Annotated in this window: 20 protein-coding genes; 15 read left to right on the top strand and 5 right to left on the bottom strand. The window is 46.9% G+C overall.

Annotation, left to right across the window (positions count from 1 at the left end; all coding sequences use genetic code 11):
* Nucleotides 1-4 precede the first annotated feature (4 nt).
* The gene (gene rpmG, locus OB236_RS31270) at nt 5-154 is read left to right on the top strand and encodes a 50S ribosomal protein L33 (protein ID WP_076232161.1); all 150 of its coding nucleotides are present in this window, start codon (nt 5-7) and stop codon (nt 152-154) included.
* Between the two features lie 262 nt (nt 155-416).
* On the opposite strand, the gene OB236_RS31265 is transcribed toward rpmG, so the two are convergent.
* On the bottom strand, nt 417-806 hold the full coding sequence (locus OB236_RS31265; protein ID WP_262687502.1) for a hypothetical protein: 390 nt from the start codon (nt 804-806) through the stop codon (nt 417-419).
* 122 nt (nt 807-928) lie between these two features.
* Nucleotides 929-1,159 carry an eL33 family ribosomal protein gene (locus OB236_RS31260; RefSeq protein ID WP_076232156.1) on the bottom strand — a complete coding sequence of 77 codons (231 nt, stop codon included), beginning with the start codon at nt 1,157-1,159 and terminating at the stop codon, nt 929-931.
* Between the two features lie 196 nt (nt 1,160-1,355).
* On the opposite strand from OB236_RS31260, the gene OB236_RS31255 reads away from it, so the two are divergent.
* The 7 genes from OB236_RS31255 (at nt 1,356) to OB236_RS31225 (ending at nt 7,967) form a co-directional block, all read left to right on the top strand.
* The gene (locus OB236_RS31255) at nt 1,356-1,922 is read left to right on the top strand and encodes a GNAT family N-acetyltransferase (protein ID WP_262687500.1); all 567 of its coding nucleotides are present in this window, start codon (nt 1,356-1,358) and stop codon (nt 1,920-1,922) included.
* Nucleotides 1,923-2,164: 242 nt separating this feature from the next.
* A complete protein-coding gene (locus OB236_RS31250; RefSeq protein WP_262687499.1) occupies nt 2,165-3,157 on the top strand; it encodes an ABC transporter ATP-binding protein in 993 nt (330 codons plus the stop codon).
* 15 nt (nt 3,158-3,172) lie between these two features.
* Nucleotides 3,173-4,060: an ABC transporter permease gene (locus OB236_RS31245; protein WP_262687497.1), complete on the top strand. Its 888-nt coding sequence runs from the start codon at nt 3,173-3,175 to the stop codon at nt 4,058-4,060.
* A gap of 32 nt (nt 4,061-4,092) precedes the next feature.
* On the top strand, nt 4,093-4,923 hold the full coding sequence (locus OB236_RS31240; RefSeq protein ID WP_262687621.1) for an ABC transporter permease: 831 nt from the start codon (nt 4,093-4,095) through the stop codon (nt 4,921-4,923).
* 234 nt (nt 4,924-5,157) lie between these two features.
* Complete coding sequence (locus tag OB236_RS31235; RefSeq protein ID WP_262687496.1) at nt 5,158-6,324, top strand: PdaC/SigV domain-containing protein; 1,167 nt, start codon at nt 5,158-5,160, stop codon at nt 6,322-6,324.
* A gap of 149 nt (nt 6,325-6,473) precedes the next feature.
* Nucleotides 6,474-6,932 carry a chemotaxis protein CheX gene (locus OB236_RS31230; protein ID WP_076232454.1) on the top strand — a complete coding sequence of 153 codons (459 nt, stop codon included), beginning with the start codon at nt 6,474-6,476 and terminating at the stop codon, nt 6,930-6,932.
* A gap of 261 nt (nt 6,933-7,193) precedes the next feature.
* Nucleotides 7,194-7,967 (top strand): SDR family NAD(P)-dependent oxidoreductase, encoded by a 774-nt coding sequence (locus OB236_RS31225; RefSeq protein ID WP_262687495.1) that lies wholly within the window; start codon nt 7,194-7,196, stop codon nt 7,965-7,967.
* Nucleotides 7,968-8,117: 150 nt separating this feature from the next.
* Here OB236_RS31225 and OB236_RS31220 read toward each other — a convergent pair whose 3' ends face one another.
* Entirely contained in the window at nt 8,118-8,384 is a 267-nt protein-coding gene (locus OB236_RS31220) for a DUF2573 family protein (protein WP_076232145.1), read from the bottom strand.
* Between the two features lie 205 nt (nt 8,385-8,589).
* On the opposite strand from OB236_RS31220, the gene OB236_RS31215 reads away from it, so the two are divergent.
* The 3 genes from OB236_RS31215 (at nt 8,590) to OB236_RS31205 (ending at nt 11,733) form a co-directional block, all read left to right on the top strand.
* Entirely contained in the window at nt 8,590-9,414 is an 825-nt protein-coding gene (locus OB236_RS31215) for an alpha/beta hydrolase family protein (protein ID WP_262687494.1), read from the top strand.
* Between the two features lie 136 nt (nt 9,415-9,550).
* Entirely contained in the window at nt 9,551-11,149 is a 1,599-nt protein-coding gene (locus OB236_RS31210) for a DEAD/DEAH box helicase (protein ID WP_262687493.1), read from the top strand.
* A gap of 44 nt (nt 11,150-11,193) precedes the next feature.
* A complete protein-coding gene (locus tag OB236_RS31205; RefSeq protein ID WP_076232138.1) occupies nt 11,194-11,733 on the top strand; it encodes a hypothetical protein in 540 nt (179 codons plus the stop codon).
* An 84-nt stretch (nt 11,734-11,817) separates the two neighbouring features.
* On the opposite strand, the gene rsgA is transcribed toward OB236_RS31205, so the two are convergent.
* The gene (gene rsgA, locus OB236_RS31200) at nt 11,818-12,879 is read right to left on the bottom strand and encodes a ribosome small subunit-dependent GTPase A (protein WP_262687492.1); all 1,062 of its coding nucleotides are present in this window, start codon (nt 12,877-12,879) and stop codon (nt 11,818-11,820) included.
* Between the two features lie 428 nt (nt 12,880-13,307).
* Nucleotides 13,308-14,927, bottom strand: coding sequence for an FAD-dependent oxidoreductase (locus OB236_RS31195; protein ID WP_262687491.1), 1,620 nt, complete (start codon nt 14,925-14,927; stop codon nt 13,308-13,310).
* Nucleotides 14,928-15,169: 242 nt separating this feature from the next.
* On the opposite strand from OB236_RS31195, the gene OB236_RS31190 reads away from it, so the two are divergent.
* The 4 genes from OB236_RS31190 (at nt 15,170) to OB236_RS31175 (ending at nt 19,583) form a co-directional block, all read left to right on the top strand.
* The gene (locus OB236_RS31190; protein ID WP_262687490.1) at nt 15,170-16,888 is read left to right on the top strand and encodes an S-layer homology domain-containing protein; all 1,719 of its coding nucleotides are present in this window, start codon (nt 15,170-15,172) and stop codon (nt 16,886-16,888) included.
* Nucleotides 16,889-17,088: 200 nt separating this feature from the next.
* Complete coding sequence (locus OB236_RS31185; RefSeq protein ID WP_262687489.1) at nt 17,089-17,469, top strand: hypothetical protein; 381 nt, start codon at nt 17,089-17,091, stop codon at nt 17,467-17,469.
* A 138-nt stretch (nt 17,470-17,607) separates the two neighbouring features.
* Entirely contained in the window at nt 17,608-18,861 is a 1,254-nt protein-coding gene (ilvA, locus tag OB236_RS31180; protein WP_076232452.1) for a threonine ammonia-lyase IlvA, read from the top strand.
* A 194-nt stretch (nt 18,862-19,055) separates the two neighbouring features.
* Nucleotides 19,056-19,583, top strand: coding sequence for an NfeD family protein (locus OB236_RS31175; RefSeq protein WP_076232124.1), 528 nt, complete (start codon nt 19,056-19,058; stop codon nt 19,581-19,583).
* Nucleotides 19,584-19,594 lie beyond the last annotated feature (11 nt).

Genomic DNA, 19,594 nt, shown 5'->3' with positions numbered 1-19,594 from the left:
CAGCTTGCGAGTAATCATCACATTGGCTTGCACGGAAACTGGAGATCGTAATTACACGACAACCAAGAACAAAAGAAATCAACCGGGACGTATGGAATTGCGTAAATACAGCCCCAGATTAAAAAAATATACCATTCACCGCGAAACCAGATAATAGCCTGAACGTGGGACCGGACTGCAAAGTCCGGTTTTTTAAGAGATACGGATGTATCTTCGTCGAATAGGCTCCGATCAGGAGCTTTTCTTATTATGAGGGGTTTCGAACGAAAAAAAAGAGCCAACAGATTCGGAAGCATGCTATAGCTTCTGAGTTCTTAGCTCCCTACTTCGGCTATTTGGTTTTGCGCCTGTGCTTTGAGATGGCTGTTGTGGAGCCACGGACTGACTCTGTTTTTCTGATACCCTTATCGTTGTGTTCAAAAGAACCACAAAAACTTCCGCCTGGGCTCGACTTGCCGTTCGGAACGAGGGATTAGATTGTATTTGACAGCTTCATGAGCAATCGCTGCTCCTGTCTCTGCCAGCATTTCTTTACCTGTAGATGTCTCCAGCATGGTCTCTGAATCCTCAATGGATTCATGATCCCGGCTCAGGGATTTTATCCACATAAGCCGTTCCGTCGTAACCGCGACTTCCCCGATTAGTAGCTGCTGCTCTGTCAATTGCCGCTCCATGGACTCGATTCGTTGTTTAAGCGCCGCATGCTCCCGCTCCTGTATCTTGACCCGCTCATAGAGCATCTTCATCGTGAGCTTGGGAATCGACTGCTGCTTCAACTCATCATCATTGGATACAATAGTGCTCACCTTACCTACTCCTTCTGATTCATAGATTTCATCAGCTCGTATTCTCTGATAGCTCTATCGTACAGCAAGTCCATTAAGGATACTGTCACAACCTGCTGTCAAAATCAGGGCATAATCGACGATTAAAATAACAATACGATAGCAAGCAGATCAAACAGGACTAACGGAATAATAAACGGGAAAAATGAGGTATGGACTTTCTTGCCATCATTGACGGAAGTAACCTTAAGATGTACCCTTTTACCATCGACTTTGACAATCTTTCCTACATAGGTATTTCCATTTCTGGATTTGATACGGACACGTCGATTTAAATATTTGATACATTTATTGTAATTGGAAATAACGGACATAAGGATAACCCCCTTTTCGTGTGATACTGTATGATATGGCACTGGCAAGCAATAAGTGTGGACGGTTCGGGAGTTGGCAGCCTGCAGGCTGGACCCCGGTTGTTAAGGTGATGCCATTTGAACAACGGGTGCTAGTTTGCAAACCGATCATGGTTGTGGTTCACTATGGTGTAAGTCAGGCCTCAGGAGGAAATTCATGATACGACAGGCAACAAAAGAAGACGCGGCAGCTGTTATCAGTTTAATGTATACAGCGATAGGCGGTATTGTGCACACACTGGCAGGAACCGATGATATCGAGGATGCGTTGCAGGTGCTGGAGCAGTTTTTTCAGGAAAAAGGGAACCGGATCAGCTTCGAAAATGTGCTGGTCCTGGAAGAGGATCAGCGAGTAATCGCCTTTATGCTTGCTTACCACGGCAGCCGCGCTGCGGAGCTGGATCGTCCATTTCTTGAACGTCTGGCCGCGATCGGCAGCACAACACAAACGATTGAACGCGAAGCGCGTGAGGATGAGTACTATTTGGATTCCATCGCAGTTCATTCGGACTATCAGGGTAGGGGCATCGGGACCGAGCTGCTGCGCTTGTTCCAACAGCAGGCCACAGAGCTTGGACATCATAAAATTATGCTGCTCGTAGATCAGGAAAATGCGTCTGCCAAGCAGCTATATGTTAAGCAGGGATACAGCGAGGATGGGGTTGTTCAGGTCAGTGGACATCTTTTTTATCGGATGATTAAGCGACTAGATCAGGTTCACTGAGCATGCTAAATTTATATTTTTATTGTAATTATTTACATTCGATGTTAGTATATTAAAAATTATGTGGAAGGACTTCTAGGGATCCGAGGGTCAGCAATGGCCTGCTCGAACCAAGCGAAGTCGAACGCAGCTGGCTGCTGCGTTACACCGTAGGGATAAAAGACCTCGAGTAAGTTCCGCCTGTCCAAGGCGAAGCTGCTCGAGGTCTTTTCTGCGTTAGTGGAATAAAGGGGGATGAAACGATGAATGCAATCCGCGTAGAGGGCTTGACCAAATCTTTTGCCGTGAAGCGTAAAGCAACGGGTTTATTGGGGAGCATGCAATCGCTGTTCAAGCCCCAATACACGGAAAAACTGGCAGTACGCAGTGTGGATTTGCAGGTAGAGCAGGGTGAGATGCTAGCCTTTCTGGGACCCAATGGTGCCGGTAAATCAACAACGATCAAAATGCTCACGGGAATTTTGCATCCATCCGGGGGTGAAGCGCAGGTTCTGGGGTATTGCCCCTGGAAGGAAAGAAGTCGTCTGGCCTATCATATCGGTTCCGTATTCGGTCAGAAGTCCCAGCTCTGGTATCACCTTCCGCCGTTGGATTCCTTTGAGCTGATGAGTCGAATCTACGAATTGAAGCGTTCCGATTTCTACAGTCGTCGAGATGATCTGGTTCGCCGTTTTGAGCTGGGGCCTTATTTGCACACTCCAGTACGGAAGCTGTCTTTGGGTGAGAGGATGCGCTGTGAGATTGCCGCCGCGATGCTGCACCGACCCAAAATTGTATTTCTCGATGAGCCGACTATCGGTCTGGATGTAATCGTCAAACAAAAAATTCGCGAGCTGATTTTGGAAATGAATCGTGAGGAGGGCATGACGGTTTTTCTGACCTCGCATGATGCGGGAGACGTGGAGCAGTTATGCAAGCGTGTCGTCGTAATTAACCACGGTGAGGTTATTCTGGATGATGGTGTCGAACGGATGAAGCGCGAGCTGCTGACGGTGAAGACGATTCATCTGCAGCTTCAGGAGGCAGGTGCGAGCTTCAGCTTTCCTGGTGTGGAAGTGCTGCAGCAGGACGGACTCACGCTAAAGCTGTCTATCGAGACGACAGCTGTCAACATGGAGCAGGTGCTGGCGCATATCGTAAGCCAGTACCGGGTTATCGATGTTACGATTGAAGATCCGCCGATGGATCAGATCATTAGCCATATTTATGCCAGAGAATCCGGATTCGTCCAGTAGGAGGGGAGCGCGCATATGATGCAAGCGTTGAATAAACATACAGGTGCAGGCGGCTCATACCCCCATGCTGCTGATATTGACAAACCGTCGGGCCCCCGTGTATCGTTCGTCGGCAAGCTGTTTAAGTATGGGGCTATCGGCAGGGTAACGCTGCGTAATCATTTTGCCTATGTGTACGATTTCCTTATTCGCTCGATATTTCTTATTCTCATTATGTATATTTTCATTCAGCTGTGGAGTGTTACCTACCGGGGTGAAGGAACCTCACTAATCGAGGGATATAGCTATGCACAGATGATTTGGTATATTTTGTTTGCTGAGGCGCTCACAACAGCATTTCCGAGTCTGGCGACACGGGTGGAGGAAGAGGTTAAGAATGGAGATGTTGGCTATAAGCTGACGCGCCCCTTGAACTACATTGCATTTCATTATGTAGGTTATGTTAGCGAGGTAACGGTCCGACTGCTTGTTAATCTGAGTATAGGCGGGCTGCTTGGCATTGCGATCTTCGGATGGCCTGATTTTGGCTGGGGTTGGATGGGCTTCCTGTTGATGTCGCTTGGTGCGATAACGATTAATTTTTTGCTTAATATGGCTCTTGCTCTTTGTGCGTTCTGGGTGGAAGAAACAAGGGGACTGGAATTTGTGTACCATAAGCTGCTATTCACGGTAGGCGGGATGCTGATGCCTCTTGAGCTATTCCCCAAGCTGCTGCAGGAGGTATGTCGCTGGCTGCCCTTCCAAACCGTCTTGTATTTCCCTGCCAAAACCGCTGTAAAGTGGGCAGATATATCCCTCGCTCCGATGCTGCTCACGCAAATATGCTGGATCCTGCTGCTGGGTACAGGGGTATGGATGATTTATCGCCGAGGTGTTCGCAAGCTGAATGTGAACGGCGGGTAAAAGAATGTCAATGTCAGGTGGGACCTGAGGTGATGATCTGTGAAGTCAGAGAGGGGGACAAACAAGTGGTCAAGCAAGCGGCAGGTCTTATGGCATTCGTATGGGGCTGCTGGAAATTAAATTTGGCAGGCGCGATGGAATTCAGGATCAGCTTTATGTTAACTGCTGGCATGATGGTAGTGAACAATTTGGTGTGGATTGTGTTCTGGGGATTGTATTTCCAGAGATTCCAGGTAGTGAACGGCTGGTCGCTGCAAGACGTTATGATGATGTGGGCGGTCAGTGCAGGAGGGTTTGGCTTGTCGGCCGTATTGTTCGGCAATGCTTATCGGTTGGCTTCGTTGATCGCGTCAGGTCAATTGGATGTATTTCTGTCCCAGCCGAAGCCGGTGCTGCTGCATATTCTGATCAGCCGGATGTCGGTTTCAGCCATTGGCGACGTTCTGTTTGCCCTGCTTGTATATGTGTTGTTTGGAGACACGTCATTGGCGGGGATATTTAAATTCATGCTGGCTCTGCTTATTGCGCTGTTGATTTTTATATTTTTCGTCGTCCTGGTGCAATCACTTGCCTTTTTTATCGGGAATGCCGAGGGTATCGGGCAGCAGGTGTTTAATGGGCTATTGGCTTTCTCTACGTATCCTACGGGCATATTTAGCGGCTGGGGGAAGCTGATATTGTTTACGGTTATTCCTGCCGGCTTTATCAGCTATTTGCCGATAGGTTTGCTGCGTTCGATGGAACCGTTATTTGTGTGGCAGGCGATTGGTGTTGCGGCAGGTTTGACGATCGTGGGGACGGCTTTTTTTTATTACGGTCTGAAAAGGTACAGCTCTGGCAACTCGATGGGTATGCGGATGTGATTCAAGCTTTCCAGGCGAAGCCGATATCGTTAAGAAATAGCGATGTAATCTGCGTTGAGATTTCATTGCATTCATGGCATTGTCGGCTTGCTGATCTACGTTCGCTTGCTGCTGTTTATGCTATAATAAATGCTCTATTCGCTTCTAACTTGGCTGAAATGGGTAATTTACTGGGAAGCTAAATTGCTATAAAACGCAGCATAACCTGTCATAAACGGAGAGGATGATACCGAGATGAACTCTAAATATGAGAAAATAAAATCTATACCAAGCGAACACAAGGAAAAATCAAAGAAGAAATCAGGAAGACGCAGTAGAAAAGGTCTACTCGCGCTTGTGCTGGCAGTTGCTGTAGGCGGTGGTACTAGTCTGACCCTGCAAGGCCCGTCCGAAGCGTACGCAGTCATACTGGGAGGGGAACGAATAACGGTTGCTTCCCATCCCTTACTTATTGATGGGGTGCGCAAAATGATTCCAACCGCGAATGTTAAGGGTGACACTTACATCGGTTTACGTTCCCTGAACGATGAGCTGGGATTGGAAACAAGCTACGATGCAGGTAATCAAACTGTCACGGTGAGCGGGCGGGGGCGGACGTTGAAGTTCGAGTTAAAGGAGTATAATAGTGCCTATTTGCTGAATGACCAGCTTATTTACGGCTTGCCGCCTATTGTGCAGGAGGATACGACTTATGTGCCGCTTCGATTTTTGCTCGAAAGCGTCGGTTATGGGATTTCCTACGATGCAGCGTTGAGTATGGTAGGTATTGAATCTATCCAGGAAAATCCGCTTACTTACCATACGGAGCAAATCGCTGAATCCAGTAAAGAACTATCACTGAAGGTCAGCTATCCGCAAATCAGTGGCTTGGGTGATGACGGTATTCAGCAAAAGTTGAATACTTTTCTGAAGCAGGAGGTCGAGTCTCACGTCTCGGCGAGCAAGGTATTGATGGACAAAGCAGCAGCCGACAATAAACAGGCGGAAGCCGATAATCCGAAATTCAAGATTCCTCCTGTTAGCCTTGATGGTGTATATAAGATCACCTATAATGAACAAAAGCGGTTAAGCCTCTATATCGATTATTATATATATTTGGGTGGAGCGCATGGGATGACTGAACGTGTACCTTATACATTTGATCTCACTACGGGTAAGCTGCTAACACTCCAAGAGGTAGCAGGTGGCAATGCCAATTATGTGTCGATTATTAATAATGAAATTATTAGACAGTATACGAACACAGGATTAAGTCTATTAGAGCCGTTCAAGACGATAGAGCCTGAGCGTCCGTACTTTCTGAAACACAACGGCGTTGTGATCTATTTTAATCCATACGAATACACGGCGTACGCTTTCGGTATGCCTGAATTTGAAATACCCTATGCGGCATTTCGCTAATCCTTTCCGCCAAGAACCTGCATAATCATTGATATTCCAGCATTTCAAGACAAAAGTTATATACTTTTGCGACAGAAGTAGGTATAATGAGGGAGAAATTAGACCTATGTAGGACTCGTGATATTGTCGCAAAGGAGCCAGATCATTTTATGAAGGCGGAATACATCAATCCATTTTTGGAATCTGCTAGAATTGTCATAGAGCAAGTCGCCAATATTCGTCCTTCTACCGGACAGCTGGGAATCAAGGATGTCAAATTCGTAGAGAACTTTATCTGGATACAGATTGGCATGACAGGAGAAATGCAGGGAGATGTCGTATTCGGTCTGCATGAAGAGGTTGCGTTGAAGATGGTTTCCGCAATGATGGGTGGCTATGTGGTCACCGAGATGGACGAAATGAGCAAAAGTGCCATATCAGAGCTTGGTAACATGATCAGTGGTAATGCCAGCACCATGTTGTATAATCAGGGAGTGCGCGTGGATATAACGCCTCCGAAATTGCTTCATTCCGCCAATGCTGCTGGATTTATTCCCAAGAAAGCATTGACGATTCCTTTAATTATGGATGGAATTGGTGAGTTGGATATACAGGTTTTGATCGTTTGATTCTAATCGGGTACAGAGAAGTGGTAGCTTCCGGCTTGACGGACAGCTACCGCTTTTTTTTGAAAAAATATGAATTCATATGCTTTACTCTATAACATGCATATATTTCCGGGTAAACGTACTCGTCCATGAAGGACGGCGTAGCCGTTTATCCTCGAATGTTCAGCAAGTATAAAGCTGCTGCTTTCGGGGTATGGCTAGACAAACGTTACCGTTCTTCCAAATTCGGCGGTGCCGTCTATTCTTGTGGGGGTGTCTCAAATGTTTAGCGGTAAAATCGTTGTCGTAACGGGAGCTTCCAGTGGAATCGGAGCCCTCATGGCGGAGGAGCTGTCGAAGCGTGGTGCTATTCCAGTGCTGATGGCACGCTCGGTTGATAAGCTGGAGAAAGTTGCTGCCAAGTTGCAAGGTGAGCATCGTATATATGAGCTGGACGTTACTTCTACCGCACAAGTGGTCTCTACGATGGAGCAGGTTATTAAGCATTACGGACGTATCGATGTTCTGATCAATAATGCAGGTTATGGCCTATTTGAGAAGCTGCTGGATTGTTCCATCGAGGACATGGCCGACATGATGGATGTGAATTATCTGGGAACCGTTCGCTGTACCAAAGCCGTGCTGCCTGCCATGATGAAGGCAGGTAAAGGTCATATTATTAATATTGCTTCGATGGCAGGCAAAGTCGGATCAGCCAAATCCTCAGGGTATTCGGCAACAAAGCATGCGGTGCTTGGATTTACTAACAGTCTCCGACAGGAGCTGGTTGGTACAGGGATCAAGATGACTGCGATTAATCCGGGACCGATTGACACGCCTTTTTTTGACAAGGCTGATCCTTCTGGCCATTACGTAACGAACATCAAATGGTTTATGCTCAAACCGGAGCAGGTTGTCGGCAAAATCATGCGTGCGATCGAGAAGGGGACTCCAGAGGTAAATATGCCTTTTGTGGCAGGATTTGGGGCCAAGCTGTTCCAGCTGTTTCCGCGGACCTTTGAAAGGTTCACCTACAACATGATGAATAAGAAATAAACGTATTTTAACTGAACAGACCCTTATGATATGCAAAAATGCAAGCGAGCGCCTTGGACCATATGGTAGTGGTTCAAGGCGCTTGCTTGGTGTCAGGGTATGGATGCTTACATCTGTGTGTAATTAAATTGTGCTTTCCTGCAGATCGTACTACTCTTCAGGATTCGTGCTTTTGTTCTTTTCTTTCAGCTCAAGATGCATGGCGCGTACTTCCTCGAAGAGACCCCGAATGACAGCTCTACTTTCTGGATGATCCTGATTCCAATGGCTGGCCAAGGCGGGCATCGTTTTGTGAATATGATTATATATGGACCAAACTTTGATTTTTTCCACCATTTCCGGCGATCTGCTGCCTGTCACCATTTCTGCAAAGGTTTCGACCAAAGCGTTGAATTCACTTTCAAACTCTGTATTCATAGAAAAGCCTCCTTGTCTTCATATTAATAAGGTAACGCTAGTCTAGCGTATTTGTGTGAGTTCTGTAAAGCAGGAGATCCCGAAGTCCGATGGGTAATGGGTGAAGTGGCCATATGATCATGGAGAAGTGTTAGCGTTCCAAAGATATTTGGCACGAAGCGGGGCTTATTCATTGGACTTCTTAGGAAAGGAAAGAATCCTATTGATGAACATCGGTGAAACCGGAATACCTTCAGGTACGTTATTACAACGAGATCTATTGCAAAGTCATAGACAGGATGTACGCCTCTATGTATTAACCTATTCGAGTGAAGGCCTGAGGGTCAAAGGATATCTGGCAGTGCCCGACTCGAAAGGACCTTGTCCGGCATTGATCTTCTGCCGTGGCGGTATTCGTAAAGTAGGTATGCCCCGCAAACGCAGGGTGATGACTATGGCGGAACGGGGATATGTGGTGTTTGCTCCTTTTTACCGGGGGAATGAAGGTGGCGAGGGACGAGATGAGTTTGGCGGGGAAGATCGGCTGGATGTCATTCACGCGATTACAATGATCAAATCTCTCCCTGAGGTGAAGCCAGGGCTTGTCCCGTTAATCGGGTTCTCCCGTGGATCGATCATGGCTCTGTCAGCAGCCAAAGCGTGTCAGGGTGTAGGACCTGTTGTCGTATGGGGTGGTGTTAGCGATTTATTCGATACCTATGAAGAGCGTGTCGATCTGAGGCGTATGCTCAAGCGAGTTGTGGGTCATCCCCGCAAGCAAATAGATGCCTATCAAAGTCGATCTCCCGTATATTGGGTGGATGCTTTGAAGGTACCGATTATGATCGTTCATGGTACTTCAGATGCTTTGGTTCCAGTGAGACACGCGTGGAAACTTGCCGAAGGCTTGAAGCGATCAGGCAAGGATTTTGCTATGGAGCTGCATGAGGGCTTCGGCCATCGTTTTCCAAGGGAACAGGATGACAAGGCATTGGACGCGGTATTCGAGTGGTTGTCACAGAAGCTTCAGCAGATGGAGATCTCCTATTGATGTTACCCACTTCCATTGGTATGATGCTTTTATAGGCTTGTTAGGTGAATATGCTTACGAAGAAGGTTTTGCCAAGGCAAAACCTAGTAGATGCTTACGAAGTGAGTTTTCTACGAAAACTTTTAGGAGGAATTAGATGAACAGTTTTTCAAGTTTGCAAATTGATGAGGTTTATATAAATAAACTGCGGGAAAAAGATATTGTGGTCCCATCGCCAATTCAGGCGGAGTCGATCCCGGTTATTTTATCCGGCAAGGATGTGGTGGCGCAATCCCAAACGGGCTCTGGTAAAACCCTGGCTTACGTGCTGCCATTATTACAGCAGGTTGACAAGAACTCAAGAGAGGTTCAAGGTATCGTTATTGTGCCTACTCGCGAGCTTGGCTTTCAAATACTGGAAACCCTGCAGCTGCTAGCCGATGAAGCGGGTATCCGTGTTCAGGGACTAATTGGCGGTGCTGCCTTAACCCGGCAAATCGACAAGCTCAAGCTTCGGCCGCAGCTGATTGTCGGCACACCGGGCAGAGTGATGGAGCTGTTAAAGCTGCGCAAGCTGAGCGTTCACCATGTGAAGACGGTTGTCGTCGATGAGGTCGATCAAGTATTTGATCTGGGCTCCATGCGCGAGGTAGAAGTCATCTTTAAAGGTACGCAGCGCAACAGACAAATGCTATTTTTCTCGGCTACGATGCCTGAGCCTATCCAGGCTGTCATCAGCCGCTGGATGCAGGACCCGGTTTATGTGCAAATCTCGCCTGAGCAGCGGACCTCGGAAACGCTTAAGCATTTGTATTTCGTTTGCGAGGACCGTGACAAGATTGATACGCTTCGTCGTATCGTTCGTTTGTATAATATGCCTGCGGCGATTGTGTTCATTAATGAAATCGATAATGTCGCTGAAATTGTAGAAAAGCTGAAATTTGCCGGATTATCCATCGAGGCGTTGTATGGCGACGCAGGCAAGCAGGAGCGGGCAAAGGTGATGCAGGCATTTCGGGCAGGCAAATTCCAATTGCTGCTGGCTACGGATATCGCGGCGCGCGGCTTGGATATTCCTCATGTGACACATGTCATCAACTTTGAGCTGCCGATTGATGCAGACCATTATGTACATCGGGTTGGACGGACTGGACGGATGGGGAAAAAGGGTACGGCAATATCCATCCTAACGAACAAACAACGATTTATTATTGATAAATTTTCCAAAAAGCTGGGCTGCAAGATAGAGGAACAAGAAATGGCTTACGGCAAGATTTATCAGTCCGGATCACGTGGAGCAGCCAGATCAACAGGCCCTTCCAAAGGCAAGGAGACACACGTGAGTCAGGCAAACAAGAAGGAGTTCGGTTCAACTACGGCTGAAGCCGTATCCACCAGTTCCCCTAATCTGGCGCCTGCCCGCAGTGCAGCATTGGGTAAGCCAAACCCTGCCAAAGCCTCATCGGCAGCGGGTAAAGCACCAAGCAGGTCTGCATCAGGCAAGCCGGTAAGCTCACCTGCAAATAAGCCTGCGAATACAGGTCCTTCCAGATCTGAGATCAGATCCGAGACCAAGCTCGGGACAACTTCGGATATTCGTAAGTCAGGTACCCCTAATGCAGCAACGGGAACCAAGCTTGAAGTCAAAAAAGGTACCAAGCCAGTGCAGCAAAAAACCGATCGTGAGCTTAAGCGGGAACGTAAAAATAAAGGGGCTCCGCGCTGGTTGAAAGAAAAACAAAACAAGCCGACATAAATTATTTGCAACTTGTTTATCGATAGTCAGGAGGAACTACGGAAATGGGGAAGCTATTGCGTTTTGTGGGAATGCTGCTTATCCTTTGTATCCTGCTGTTGGGTGTTTCCTATGCGTATGCGCAGCCGGATCGATTGCTGGACCTGAATTATTCGGAAATTTCGGTTCGTGATAAGTTAACGGATATGCTTGCAAATCGAAGGCTTGAGGTTGTGTTGACCGAAAGCGAAGTGAATGATTTGCTGAAAAAGACGCTTTCCTCACGTGCGCAGCTGAATGAGGATTGGAAGCTATCGGGGGCACAATTCAATCTGAAGGGAAACCAGTGGACTGCTGATGTAACCTTGATGTACAAAGATAAGTGGCCGATTGGAGCCCAGTTGTTTTTTACCGTCAAATGGGAGGATCCTTTTCTGACAGCTACCCATACGGGAACCCAAATCAAGCAACTATCTGTACCGATGGATTGGTTTCAATTGCAGCCGCTTCAAATTCCGTTGAACGACTACCTGCCCAAGCCTGCAGGCATACGTGCTGTTACCTTTCAGGACAATGTGGTAAGGCTCGCGCTTCGGAGACGATAGGATCATGTAGAAATAAAAATAATTATTAAAGACGAAGAGCCTCAGCCCATCATGACAACGGGTTGAGGCTCTTGGTTTACTATTCTAGCGATTACCGCTGCCGCGCAGCTGCTTGTGTATCTTTTTCCAACGTTCCTTCTCCGCACGTGCGGCGCCTGCGTCGGCTTTACGTTCTGTATAAGCCAGCTCTTTTTGCAGCTTCAAAAAGCTATTCCAGCGAGCATCGTCCAGTGTCCCTGCTTCGAGAGCCTGCTGAATGGCACAGCCAGGCTCTCCGTGATGCCCGCAGTCGCCAAAGCGGCAGCTTGCTGCCAGCTCGTCAATATCCTGAAATGCGGTGTGCATCGATTCGCTGCTGTCCCAGAGCTGAAGCTCGCGCATTCCCGGCGTATCGATCATGAGCGAGCCGCAAGGCAGCACGATCAGCTCACGGTGTGTGGTCGTATGCTTGCCGCGGTCATCTCCATCGCGTGCGGCACCCGTTTTTTGCTTCTGTTCACCATACAGGCTGTTGAGCAGCGTTGATTTACCTGCCCCGGAGGAGCCAAGCAGCGCAATTGTTTCTCCGGGCTTCAACGTGCTGAGAATCGATTCGATCCCATCATCTTCCAGACTGTTGACGGTATAGATGGGTACACCTGGGGCAATAGCCTCTACCTCCACATATCTGGCTGCTATATCGTCGCATAAATCCTTTTTGGTCAGTACGATTTCTGGTGCGGCTCCGCTTTCATAGGCAAGCAGCAGGTAGCGCTCGAGCCGTCTTACATTAAAATCGAGGTTTAAGGCCATAACCAGAAACACACGGTCTATATTGGTGGCTACGATCTGCTCCTCGACGGTTGAACCGGCAGCTCTGCGTGAAAATTTGCTTTTTCGCTTCATAATGTCATGAATAATCACGCGCTGCTCGCCTGGCAAGGGGGTCATCCAGACCCAATCGCCAACTGCCGGATAATCCTCTCGCCGAGTTGCTTCATAGCGGCTTTTGCCAGAGAGTTCACCTAACCATTCCCCGTTCTCGCCCAAGATCCGGTACAAATGCTTATGCTCCAAAATGACACGTCCAACCTCATAGCCAGTATGTTGTAAGGCCTGTTCTGCAAAAAATGGCTGAAAGCCGTAAGTTTCCAGTGGTGTTTTCATGAATATCTGCTCCCTTATTCGCTTCGATTATGCAGGGAGGACAATCCGATTACACATGTATGTTTTTACCGGGTCCAATCCCTGTTAATTTGGTTCCAATTGTCCTGCATTTCGGTCATTCTAGCGTTATGAGTTACAATTCTCTTCATATACTTCACTCCCAGTTATCAGATCTATGTACAGTATAGACAATTGCGCGTATTTTCAATAGGGTAAAAATGATTATATAAGAAAAGCCTCTGATCGAAGCTTATTCGGTGAAGATACATTCGTGTCCAATAGGTTGCTTTTCTTGCAATATCAGAATATTCAGCTCTGCTGAAAACTTGAAAATTCTGATATTATAAAAAAAGCAGCCCCCATCATGTCCTGTTAGGAGCATCTTGGGGGCTTGCTTATTTACGATCTGATGTGGTGTAGGGATCGGATTATTTTTTTCGTGTATTCACATAAGCAGGGTATACGATTTTACCTATATCCAGCTTGGCGATTTCATCAGCCGTCCAGCCTTTGATTTTGTTATTGCCTACAACGCCTGTCAGCTTGATCTTGTATTTGGTTTCTAGGTAGCTGTGAAGCGCAGGCATATCGGCTTCCTTCAGCTCCCGCAGCTTTTTCTTACCCTGGATTTGACCAAGCAGAATACCGATGGTTTCAGCGGCAAGGCTCGTATTCGGCTGGATGCGTGCGCTGCCGTACGCAATTGCGGACGAACCGACATTTTTACCAGCCACAAGCACATTATCATAATCTTTCAGCAAAAAGCTGCGTAGGGGCATTCCGTACTTGTCCGGTCTTCCCATTTCAATGCCCCATTTGCTTGTGCTGATACCTTGGAGATCAAGTGGATAACCGGCGATGCTGACGTTGTCCCAGAACATATTCGCCCCAAGCATATCCGATGGTTTCAGCACATAATCCGTTTCATAATGATTATATTCTCGGATATACAAGTAGTTGGGGGAGCCGTTCAGCTCGGCCTTTTCCCAGCCAATTATGTTTTTGCGGAAATGGTTGAGAATCAGCGGCAGCTCATTTTTTCCAAGCTCCATCGCTTCGGCTACTGATTTCTCGTCGGAAGGATCAACAGTGTATATCAGAAAAGCATTGATTAACACTTCGCCATCCCGCTGGTTCACGGCATTCAATCCGCGTAAAAATACTCTTTCATTACTCGGCTTATACGCACTTGTCATTCCGCTAAGACCGATCGCATAGCTTTCACTGACCGAACCGCCGCCATATTTGGTTTTGCGCTCCTGTGCTGTCATATTGTTAAAGCTGGAGCTGAATTTGGCCCAATCGACATTTTTGAATTTAAGCATAAATCCGGAACTCATATATTCGATTTTGGTCTCTCCATAAAATTGCTCCAAACCGGGCATCCGGTTTACCTTTAACTGACTTAACAGTGCGGCAAAATCGCTGTTATCCACCCAATAGGCTGCCTTGATGTTCTTCTTGGTACCGTCTTTGCCTGCATACGTAACAGATTCAACGGCATTAGGTCCGAATTGTCCTGCTGTTTGTTTAATATCGACGATCTTGATGCCTGATTCTATCGGGATGTCTTTTTTGAGCTTGTCAAAGTATTGCGTAAACTCTGTAAGCTTGCGGATTTTGCCATTGCGGAAGCCATCGAACAGCTCCTTGGCACGTCCTTGCACCATCAGGTTGTACTTGTCATCCCGGGTCTCATCGAGAAACAGCATTTCACCTTGCAGCACCTGTCCGCCAAATCCTTCTCTCGGATCCAGTACTTTCACTTTAAGACCTTCATCGGCTGCTGCTCGTGCCAGATAGAGGCCTTCCAGTTCACTACCGAATATTGCGATATCGACCTGCTCTGTTGGAATATTCGGCTCCGGTGGTGGCGTTGGTGCGGCCGTTTGCGGCTTGGCAGCCGGTGGTGTTTTGCTAATGTCGGCAGCCGACTCGATACGGGTCTTGTCCTCTTTGGCAAAAGTCATCCATGAATAAAAAACACCCACAGCGACCAACGCAAATAAGGCCAGCGCGACAGAAAGCTTTTTTGCATTCCATTTCATGCTTTTAAATCCTCCCTCAACTCATACCTCTTCGTGATCTATCCATAGTCGGAATCATCGCCCTGAAGGCATTGTCGTCCTAAGTTTACCATTTATATCCCGATTGATCAAAATGACCCCCATAAACGTTTGAGCAGCGGCGAAACTTTTAGTAATTCCAAAGAACTCTTCGCGAAGGTTCGGATTCATTTTAATTAACCAACAACAACAAAATTTATGTTATGAGGATGAGGAGAATGATGATGAATCATTTATTTAAGAAGGTATTAGTGACAGGTCTGACACTGGCTATGGTAGTAGGCGGTTCTACAGCGGCTTTTGCCGATAATAACAAAGGTAAGGGCAACGATAAAGACAATGACCGAGATAAAGGGCGCGATAAGGCTCAAACCGTTCAAGCTGTAAAGACAAATTACAATGATAAAAATAACAAGCTTGAAATCAAGCTGACGTTTGATGATGTCAAAGGCTCCGATGTCGAGTGGGCCATGCGTTATATAGCAAGTCTTGCATCCAAGCGAGTGTTCGAGGGTTATGAGGATGGTACCTTCCAGCCACGTAAAACCATTACTCGTATTGAAGCGATTACAGCTGCAGTTCGTTTGATGGGATTGCGGGATCAAGCGGAATCGGCAGAGGCGATGCAGGCGAACCTGAATTTCAGTGATGCGGATAAAATCAAATCCAAATATGCTTGGGCAACCGGTTATGTATCCGTAGCGCTGCAAAACGATTTGTTCGAGGAGTCGGAAAACGCTGTACAGCCGGAAAAGGAAGCGGATCGCTTGTGGGCGACAACTTTATTGATAAAAGCACTGAAGCTGCAAAACGAAGCTAAAACCAAAATGAATACGAAGCTTACTTTCAAGGATGCCAATAAAATCCCGGCCGGTTCTGTCGGTTATGTAGCCTTGGCAATTGAGAAAAAACTGGTTGACGGCTACGAGGATAATACCTTCCGTCCGAACAATCCGGTGACACGTGCCGAATTGGCGGCGCTGCTGGACCGCACAGGCAGTCAATTGCCTGATAACACCTCGGTTCGCGGTACGGTGAATGCTGCAGTAAGCAACAATGTGCTGACTTTGAACGTTAACGGTCAACCTTACAGTGTGGAATTGGATGCAGGAGCTTTTATTTACCGCAACGGAGCTAGAGTTGCTGCAAGCGAGCTGAGAATAGGCGACGATGTGGTAGTTCGTACTTATGGCGGCAAAGCGATTTTCGTAGAAGTAAAGACGTTGGGAAACGGCAATCAGCTGCCCGATAACACTACTTTCACAGCTTCGGTTAATACAACAGTGAGCAATAATACTTTGACTCTGACCAAGGATGGTCAGACCTACAGCGCTCAGCTTGATGCCAATGTGTCTATTATCCGTAACGGCGTGTCCGTTGCAGCTTCCGAGCTAAGAGCAGGCGATGTAGTATCAGTGAGTACGTCCGGAGGAAAAGTTATTCTGGTATCCGTGACAACACCGGTGAACGGCAATCAGCTGCCCGATAACACTACTTTCACAGCTTCGATTAACACAACAGTGAGCAATAATACCTTGACGCTGACCAAGGATGGTCAGACCTACAGCGCTCAGCTTGATGCCAATGTGTCTATTATCCGTAACGGCGTGTCCGTTGCAGCTTCCGAGCTAAGAGTCGGTGATTCGGTGCTGGTAAGAACCTATGGTGGCAAGGTGATCTTCGTTCAAGTAGTGACTCCGACACAGGATCAGCAGACAGATTTCACAGTGCTAGGTTCATTGAATACTTACACGCTGAACACAAGCGGACAAATTGCGACAATTTCAATCAATCAGACATTGAGCAGTGGTTCAGTGCAAACTGCCGTCTATAATGCAGCAAGCAACCTGTCGATCCAGGGTGATATGTCCTTGCTGACCACTAATCGTGCGATTGAACTCAGAGGCAAAAACCAGGTCGTTCATACGATCGTGATTCGATAATAGGATCCTTAGAGATCTATAGAGAGATTGACACAAGAGAGAAGAAAAAGGTTGATTACCCAGGAACAGCTCTTTCATTCAGGCCCTTAGTGCCGGATGGAGGGGCTGTTCTATTATTGTATGGGAATGGATGAGTTTCATAGGGGGCGGAATCGGGTAAAAACACATAACCAAATGACGAATACGTGGAGGGGAACCCAATGGTGATACGACATGAAGAAAAACCACTGACTGCCTTGTCGGAGGAGAAGATAGTTGAATTTTTGATGGATATTCGCGATCGTGTCGATGCGGTAGAATTACTTAAATCTCAGCATGAGGATACGCACGAGGTCAGCTTTTATAAAGGTCAGCTTGCCGAGTTGAACCGGATTATAGAGAACAGCAAGCTGTTTTTTAATATGGATGTGTTTGATCTCAACTACGCCCATAAAATGCTGGATTCGTATGAGCTCAGCCTTCAGGACACATCGGGTAAAGGTTTTCAGGCTAAGGTTAAAGCATTTGATGTGGAGCATGCGCAGCATAAGGCAGCGCTTGACTACCCGGATTACAGCTTTGTAGAGGCTAGAAAAATATAGTCATGTGACGGAACCACTGCTGAGAAATCTTCATGGCAGTGGTTTTTTTTGCGTGTGAAGCAGCTGCAAAAAGAAAACTATGGACAACCCGTCCTCGGGGTGTATAATTATAAAAATGTACATTCGGTGGAGGTTAATATGGACAATCAGACAATCAAGCTGGAAGATATCATCATGGCGAGTCATTTGCTGAAAGATGTGGTGTCTCATACACCTCTGCAAAGAAACTCCATTCTATCTGATAAATATAATTGTAATGTGTTCCTGAAGCGTGAGGATTTGCAAGTTGTTCGTTCCTTCAAAATTCGTGGTGCCTATAATTTAATGCGTAGTCTGCCTGAAGAAAAGCTGCGTAAGGGCGTAGTATGCGCCAGTGCCGGCAATCACGCACAAGGCTTGGCTTATTCCTGCAAAGCGCTTGAGGTGCAAGGCAAAATCTTTATGCCAACCACAACACCACGTCAAAAAATATCCCAAGTCAAGCTGTTCGGAGCTTCCTATGTGGAAGTGATCCTGATTGGAGACACCTTCGACGATTCCTTAAGGGAAGCGCTGCTGTACAGTGAGCGGGAGGGGATGCAGTTCGTCCATCCTTTTGATCATCTTAAGGTAATGGCTGGCCAAGGAACCGTAGGTCTTGAACTGATGAATGATATGAAAGACCCGGTGGACTATGTATTCGCCGGTATTGGCGGCGGCGGTTTGGCTGCAGGCGTGGGTACCTACATTAAGGCTATTAGTCCATCCACTCAGGTGATTGGTGTTGAAGCTGCAGGTGCACCCTCTATGCGTCAATCTATCGATGAGGGTCAAATTATCACCTTAAATGAGATAGACAAGTTCGTTGATGGTACGGCGGTCAAGCGGGTAGGGGAGTTAACTTACGAGGTATGCCAAAGAGTTGTAGACGATGTTCTGGTCGTACCTGAAGGCAAAGTGTGTACGACGATTCTGGAGCTGTATAATGAGAATGCGATTGTCGCCGAGCCAGCAGGTGCGCTGACGATCACAGCACTTGAGTTTTACCGCGAGCAGATTGCCGGGAAAAATGTCGTTTGTATCATTAGTGGCGGCAATAATGATATCGACAGGATGCAGGAAATTAAGGAAAGATCATTGATTTATGAGGGGCTGAAGCATTATTTTACCGTTCAGTTTCCACAGCGGGCAGGAGCCTTGCGCGAATTCCTTGATGAGGTATTGGGACCCAACGACGATATTACACGATTCGAATATACGAAGAAAACAAGCAAGGAAAACGGCCCGGCGCTAGTAGGCATTGAGCTGAAAAATAAAGAGGATTATGAACCCCTCATTGATCGTATGGAGAGTAGAGGCATTAAATATGTGGAGATTAATAAAAATCCTACCTTGTTTAATTTGCTGATTTGAGGTTGATATACAGGTATGCTTGCAAGCCTTCCAGAGTAACACTTTGGAGGGCTTTTCTTTATGCTGACCGCCCTTGAATTTGAGAATCCGCGATCTATAACGATTTAAACCTGACATGGAGGGCAGTTTTCATGTATACTAGAAGATAAGCACAGAATCATTCCTGACTAATACTGATAGGAGAGGATGTCGCCATGTTAATTGTTTATTGGAATTGCTTACTATTTGGTATTGCCTTTGCCGTGATAACGCTTGTGATTGGAGAAGTGATTGGTCACTGGCTGGATAGCGCTGCGGCTGCGCTGCATCTGGATCATTTTGACTTTATGCAGCCCATTGTGATCGTTGGAGGCATCACTACATTTGGCGCGGCAGGTATTATTTTTCACAAATACACGCTGCTTGATGTCACACTTATAGCTATTTTGGCGGTGCTTATTGCACTTGTGCTGTCGGCTGCAATTTACATTTTTTTCGTGCGCAATATGAGCAAGGCCGAGCACTCTATCGGACATTCGGTCGGTGATTTAGTCGGCAAGGCAGCCGAGGTTTCGGTTACGATTCCGACGCTGGGCTATGGAGAAATCATTATTCATACGAACTCCGGCATATCTAATTATCCGGCTGTCAGCTTTGAGGGCTTGCAAATTATGCAGGGCCAGAAAGTAGTGATCGTTGAGTTAAGAGGCCGCGATTTTGCGGTAAGTGAGCTTAATATTTAAACCCTACTAAA

Source organism: Paenibacillus baimaensis, from assembly GCF_025567575.1.
The sequence above is the reverse complement of the archived record's forward strand: the minus strand, read 5'-3'. Positions and strand labels throughout refer to the sequence as shown.

Excerpts from the sequence above, each read along its gene's own strand:
- OB236_RS31260 (WP_076232156.1), bottom strand. The coding sequence starts at position 1,159 with ATGTCCGTTATTTCCAATTACAATAAATGTATCAAATATTTAAATCGA.
- OB236_RS31255 (WP_262687500.1), top strand. The coding sequence starts at position 1,356 with ATGATACGACAGGCAACAAAAGAAGACGCGGCAGCTGTTATCAGTTTA.
- OB236_RS31250 (WP_262687499.1), top strand. The coding sequence starts at position 2,165 with ATGAATGCAATCCGCGTAGAGGGCTTGACCAAATCTTTTGCCGTGAAG.
- OB236_RS31245 (WP_262687497.1), top strand. The coding sequence starts at position 3,173 with ATGATGCAAGCGTTGAATAAACATACAGGTGCAGGCGGCTCATACCCC.
- OB236_RS31240 (WP_262687621.1), top strand. The coding sequence starts at position 4,093 with ATGATCTGTGAAGTCAGAGAGGGGGACAAACAAGTGGTCAAGCAAGCG.
- OB236_RS31235 (WP_262687496.1), top strand. The coding sequence starts at position 5,158 with ATGAACTCTAAATATGAGAAAATAAAATCTATACCAAGCGAACACAAG.
- OB236_RS31230 (WP_076232454.1), top strand. The coding sequence starts at position 6,474 with ATGAAGGCGGAATACATCAATCCATTTTTGGAATCTGCTAGAATTGTC.
- OB236_RS31225 (WP_262687495.1), top strand. The coding sequence starts at position 7,194 with ATGTTTAGCGGTAAAATCGTTGTCGTAACGGGAGCTTCCAGTGGAATC.
- OB236_RS31220 (WP_076232145.1), bottom strand. The coding sequence starts at position 8,384 with ATGAATACAGAGTTTGAAAGTGAATTCAACGCTTTGGTCGAAACCTTT.
- OB236_RS31215 (WP_262687494.1), top strand. The coding sequence starts at position 8,590 with ATGAACATCGGTGAAACCGGAATACCTTCAGGTACGTTATTACAACGA.
- OB236_RS31210 (WP_262687493.1), top strand. The coding sequence starts at position 9,551 with ATGAACAGTTTTTCAAGTTTGCAAATTGATGAGGTTTATATAAATAAA.
- OB236_RS31205 (WP_076232138.1), top strand. The coding sequence starts at position 11,194 with ATGGGGAAGCTATTGCGTTTTGTGGGAATGCTGCTTATCCTTTGTATC.
- rsgA (WP_262687492.1), bottom strand. The coding sequence starts at position 12,879 with ATGAAAACACCACTGGAAACTTACGGCTTTCAGCCATTTTTTGCAGAA.
- OB236_RS31195 (WP_262687491.1), bottom strand. The coding sequence starts at position 14,927 with ATGAAATGGAATGCAAAAAAGCTTTCTGTCGCGCTGGCCTTATTTGCG.
- OB236_RS31190 (WP_262687490.1), top strand. The coding sequence starts at position 15,170 with ATGAATCATTTATTTAAGAAGGTATTAGTGACAGGTCTGACACTGGCT.
- OB236_RS31185 (WP_262687489.1), top strand. The coding sequence starts at position 17,089 with ATGGTGATACGACATGAAGAAAAACCACTGACTGCCTTGTCGGAGGAG.
- ilvA (WP_076232452.1), top strand. The coding sequence starts at position 17,608 with ATGGACAATCAGACAATCAAGCTGGAAGATATCATCATGGCGAGTCAT.
- OB236_RS31175 (WP_076232124.1), top strand. The coding sequence starts at position 19,056 with ATGTTAATTGTTTATTGGAATTGCTTACTATTTGGTATTGCCTTTGCC.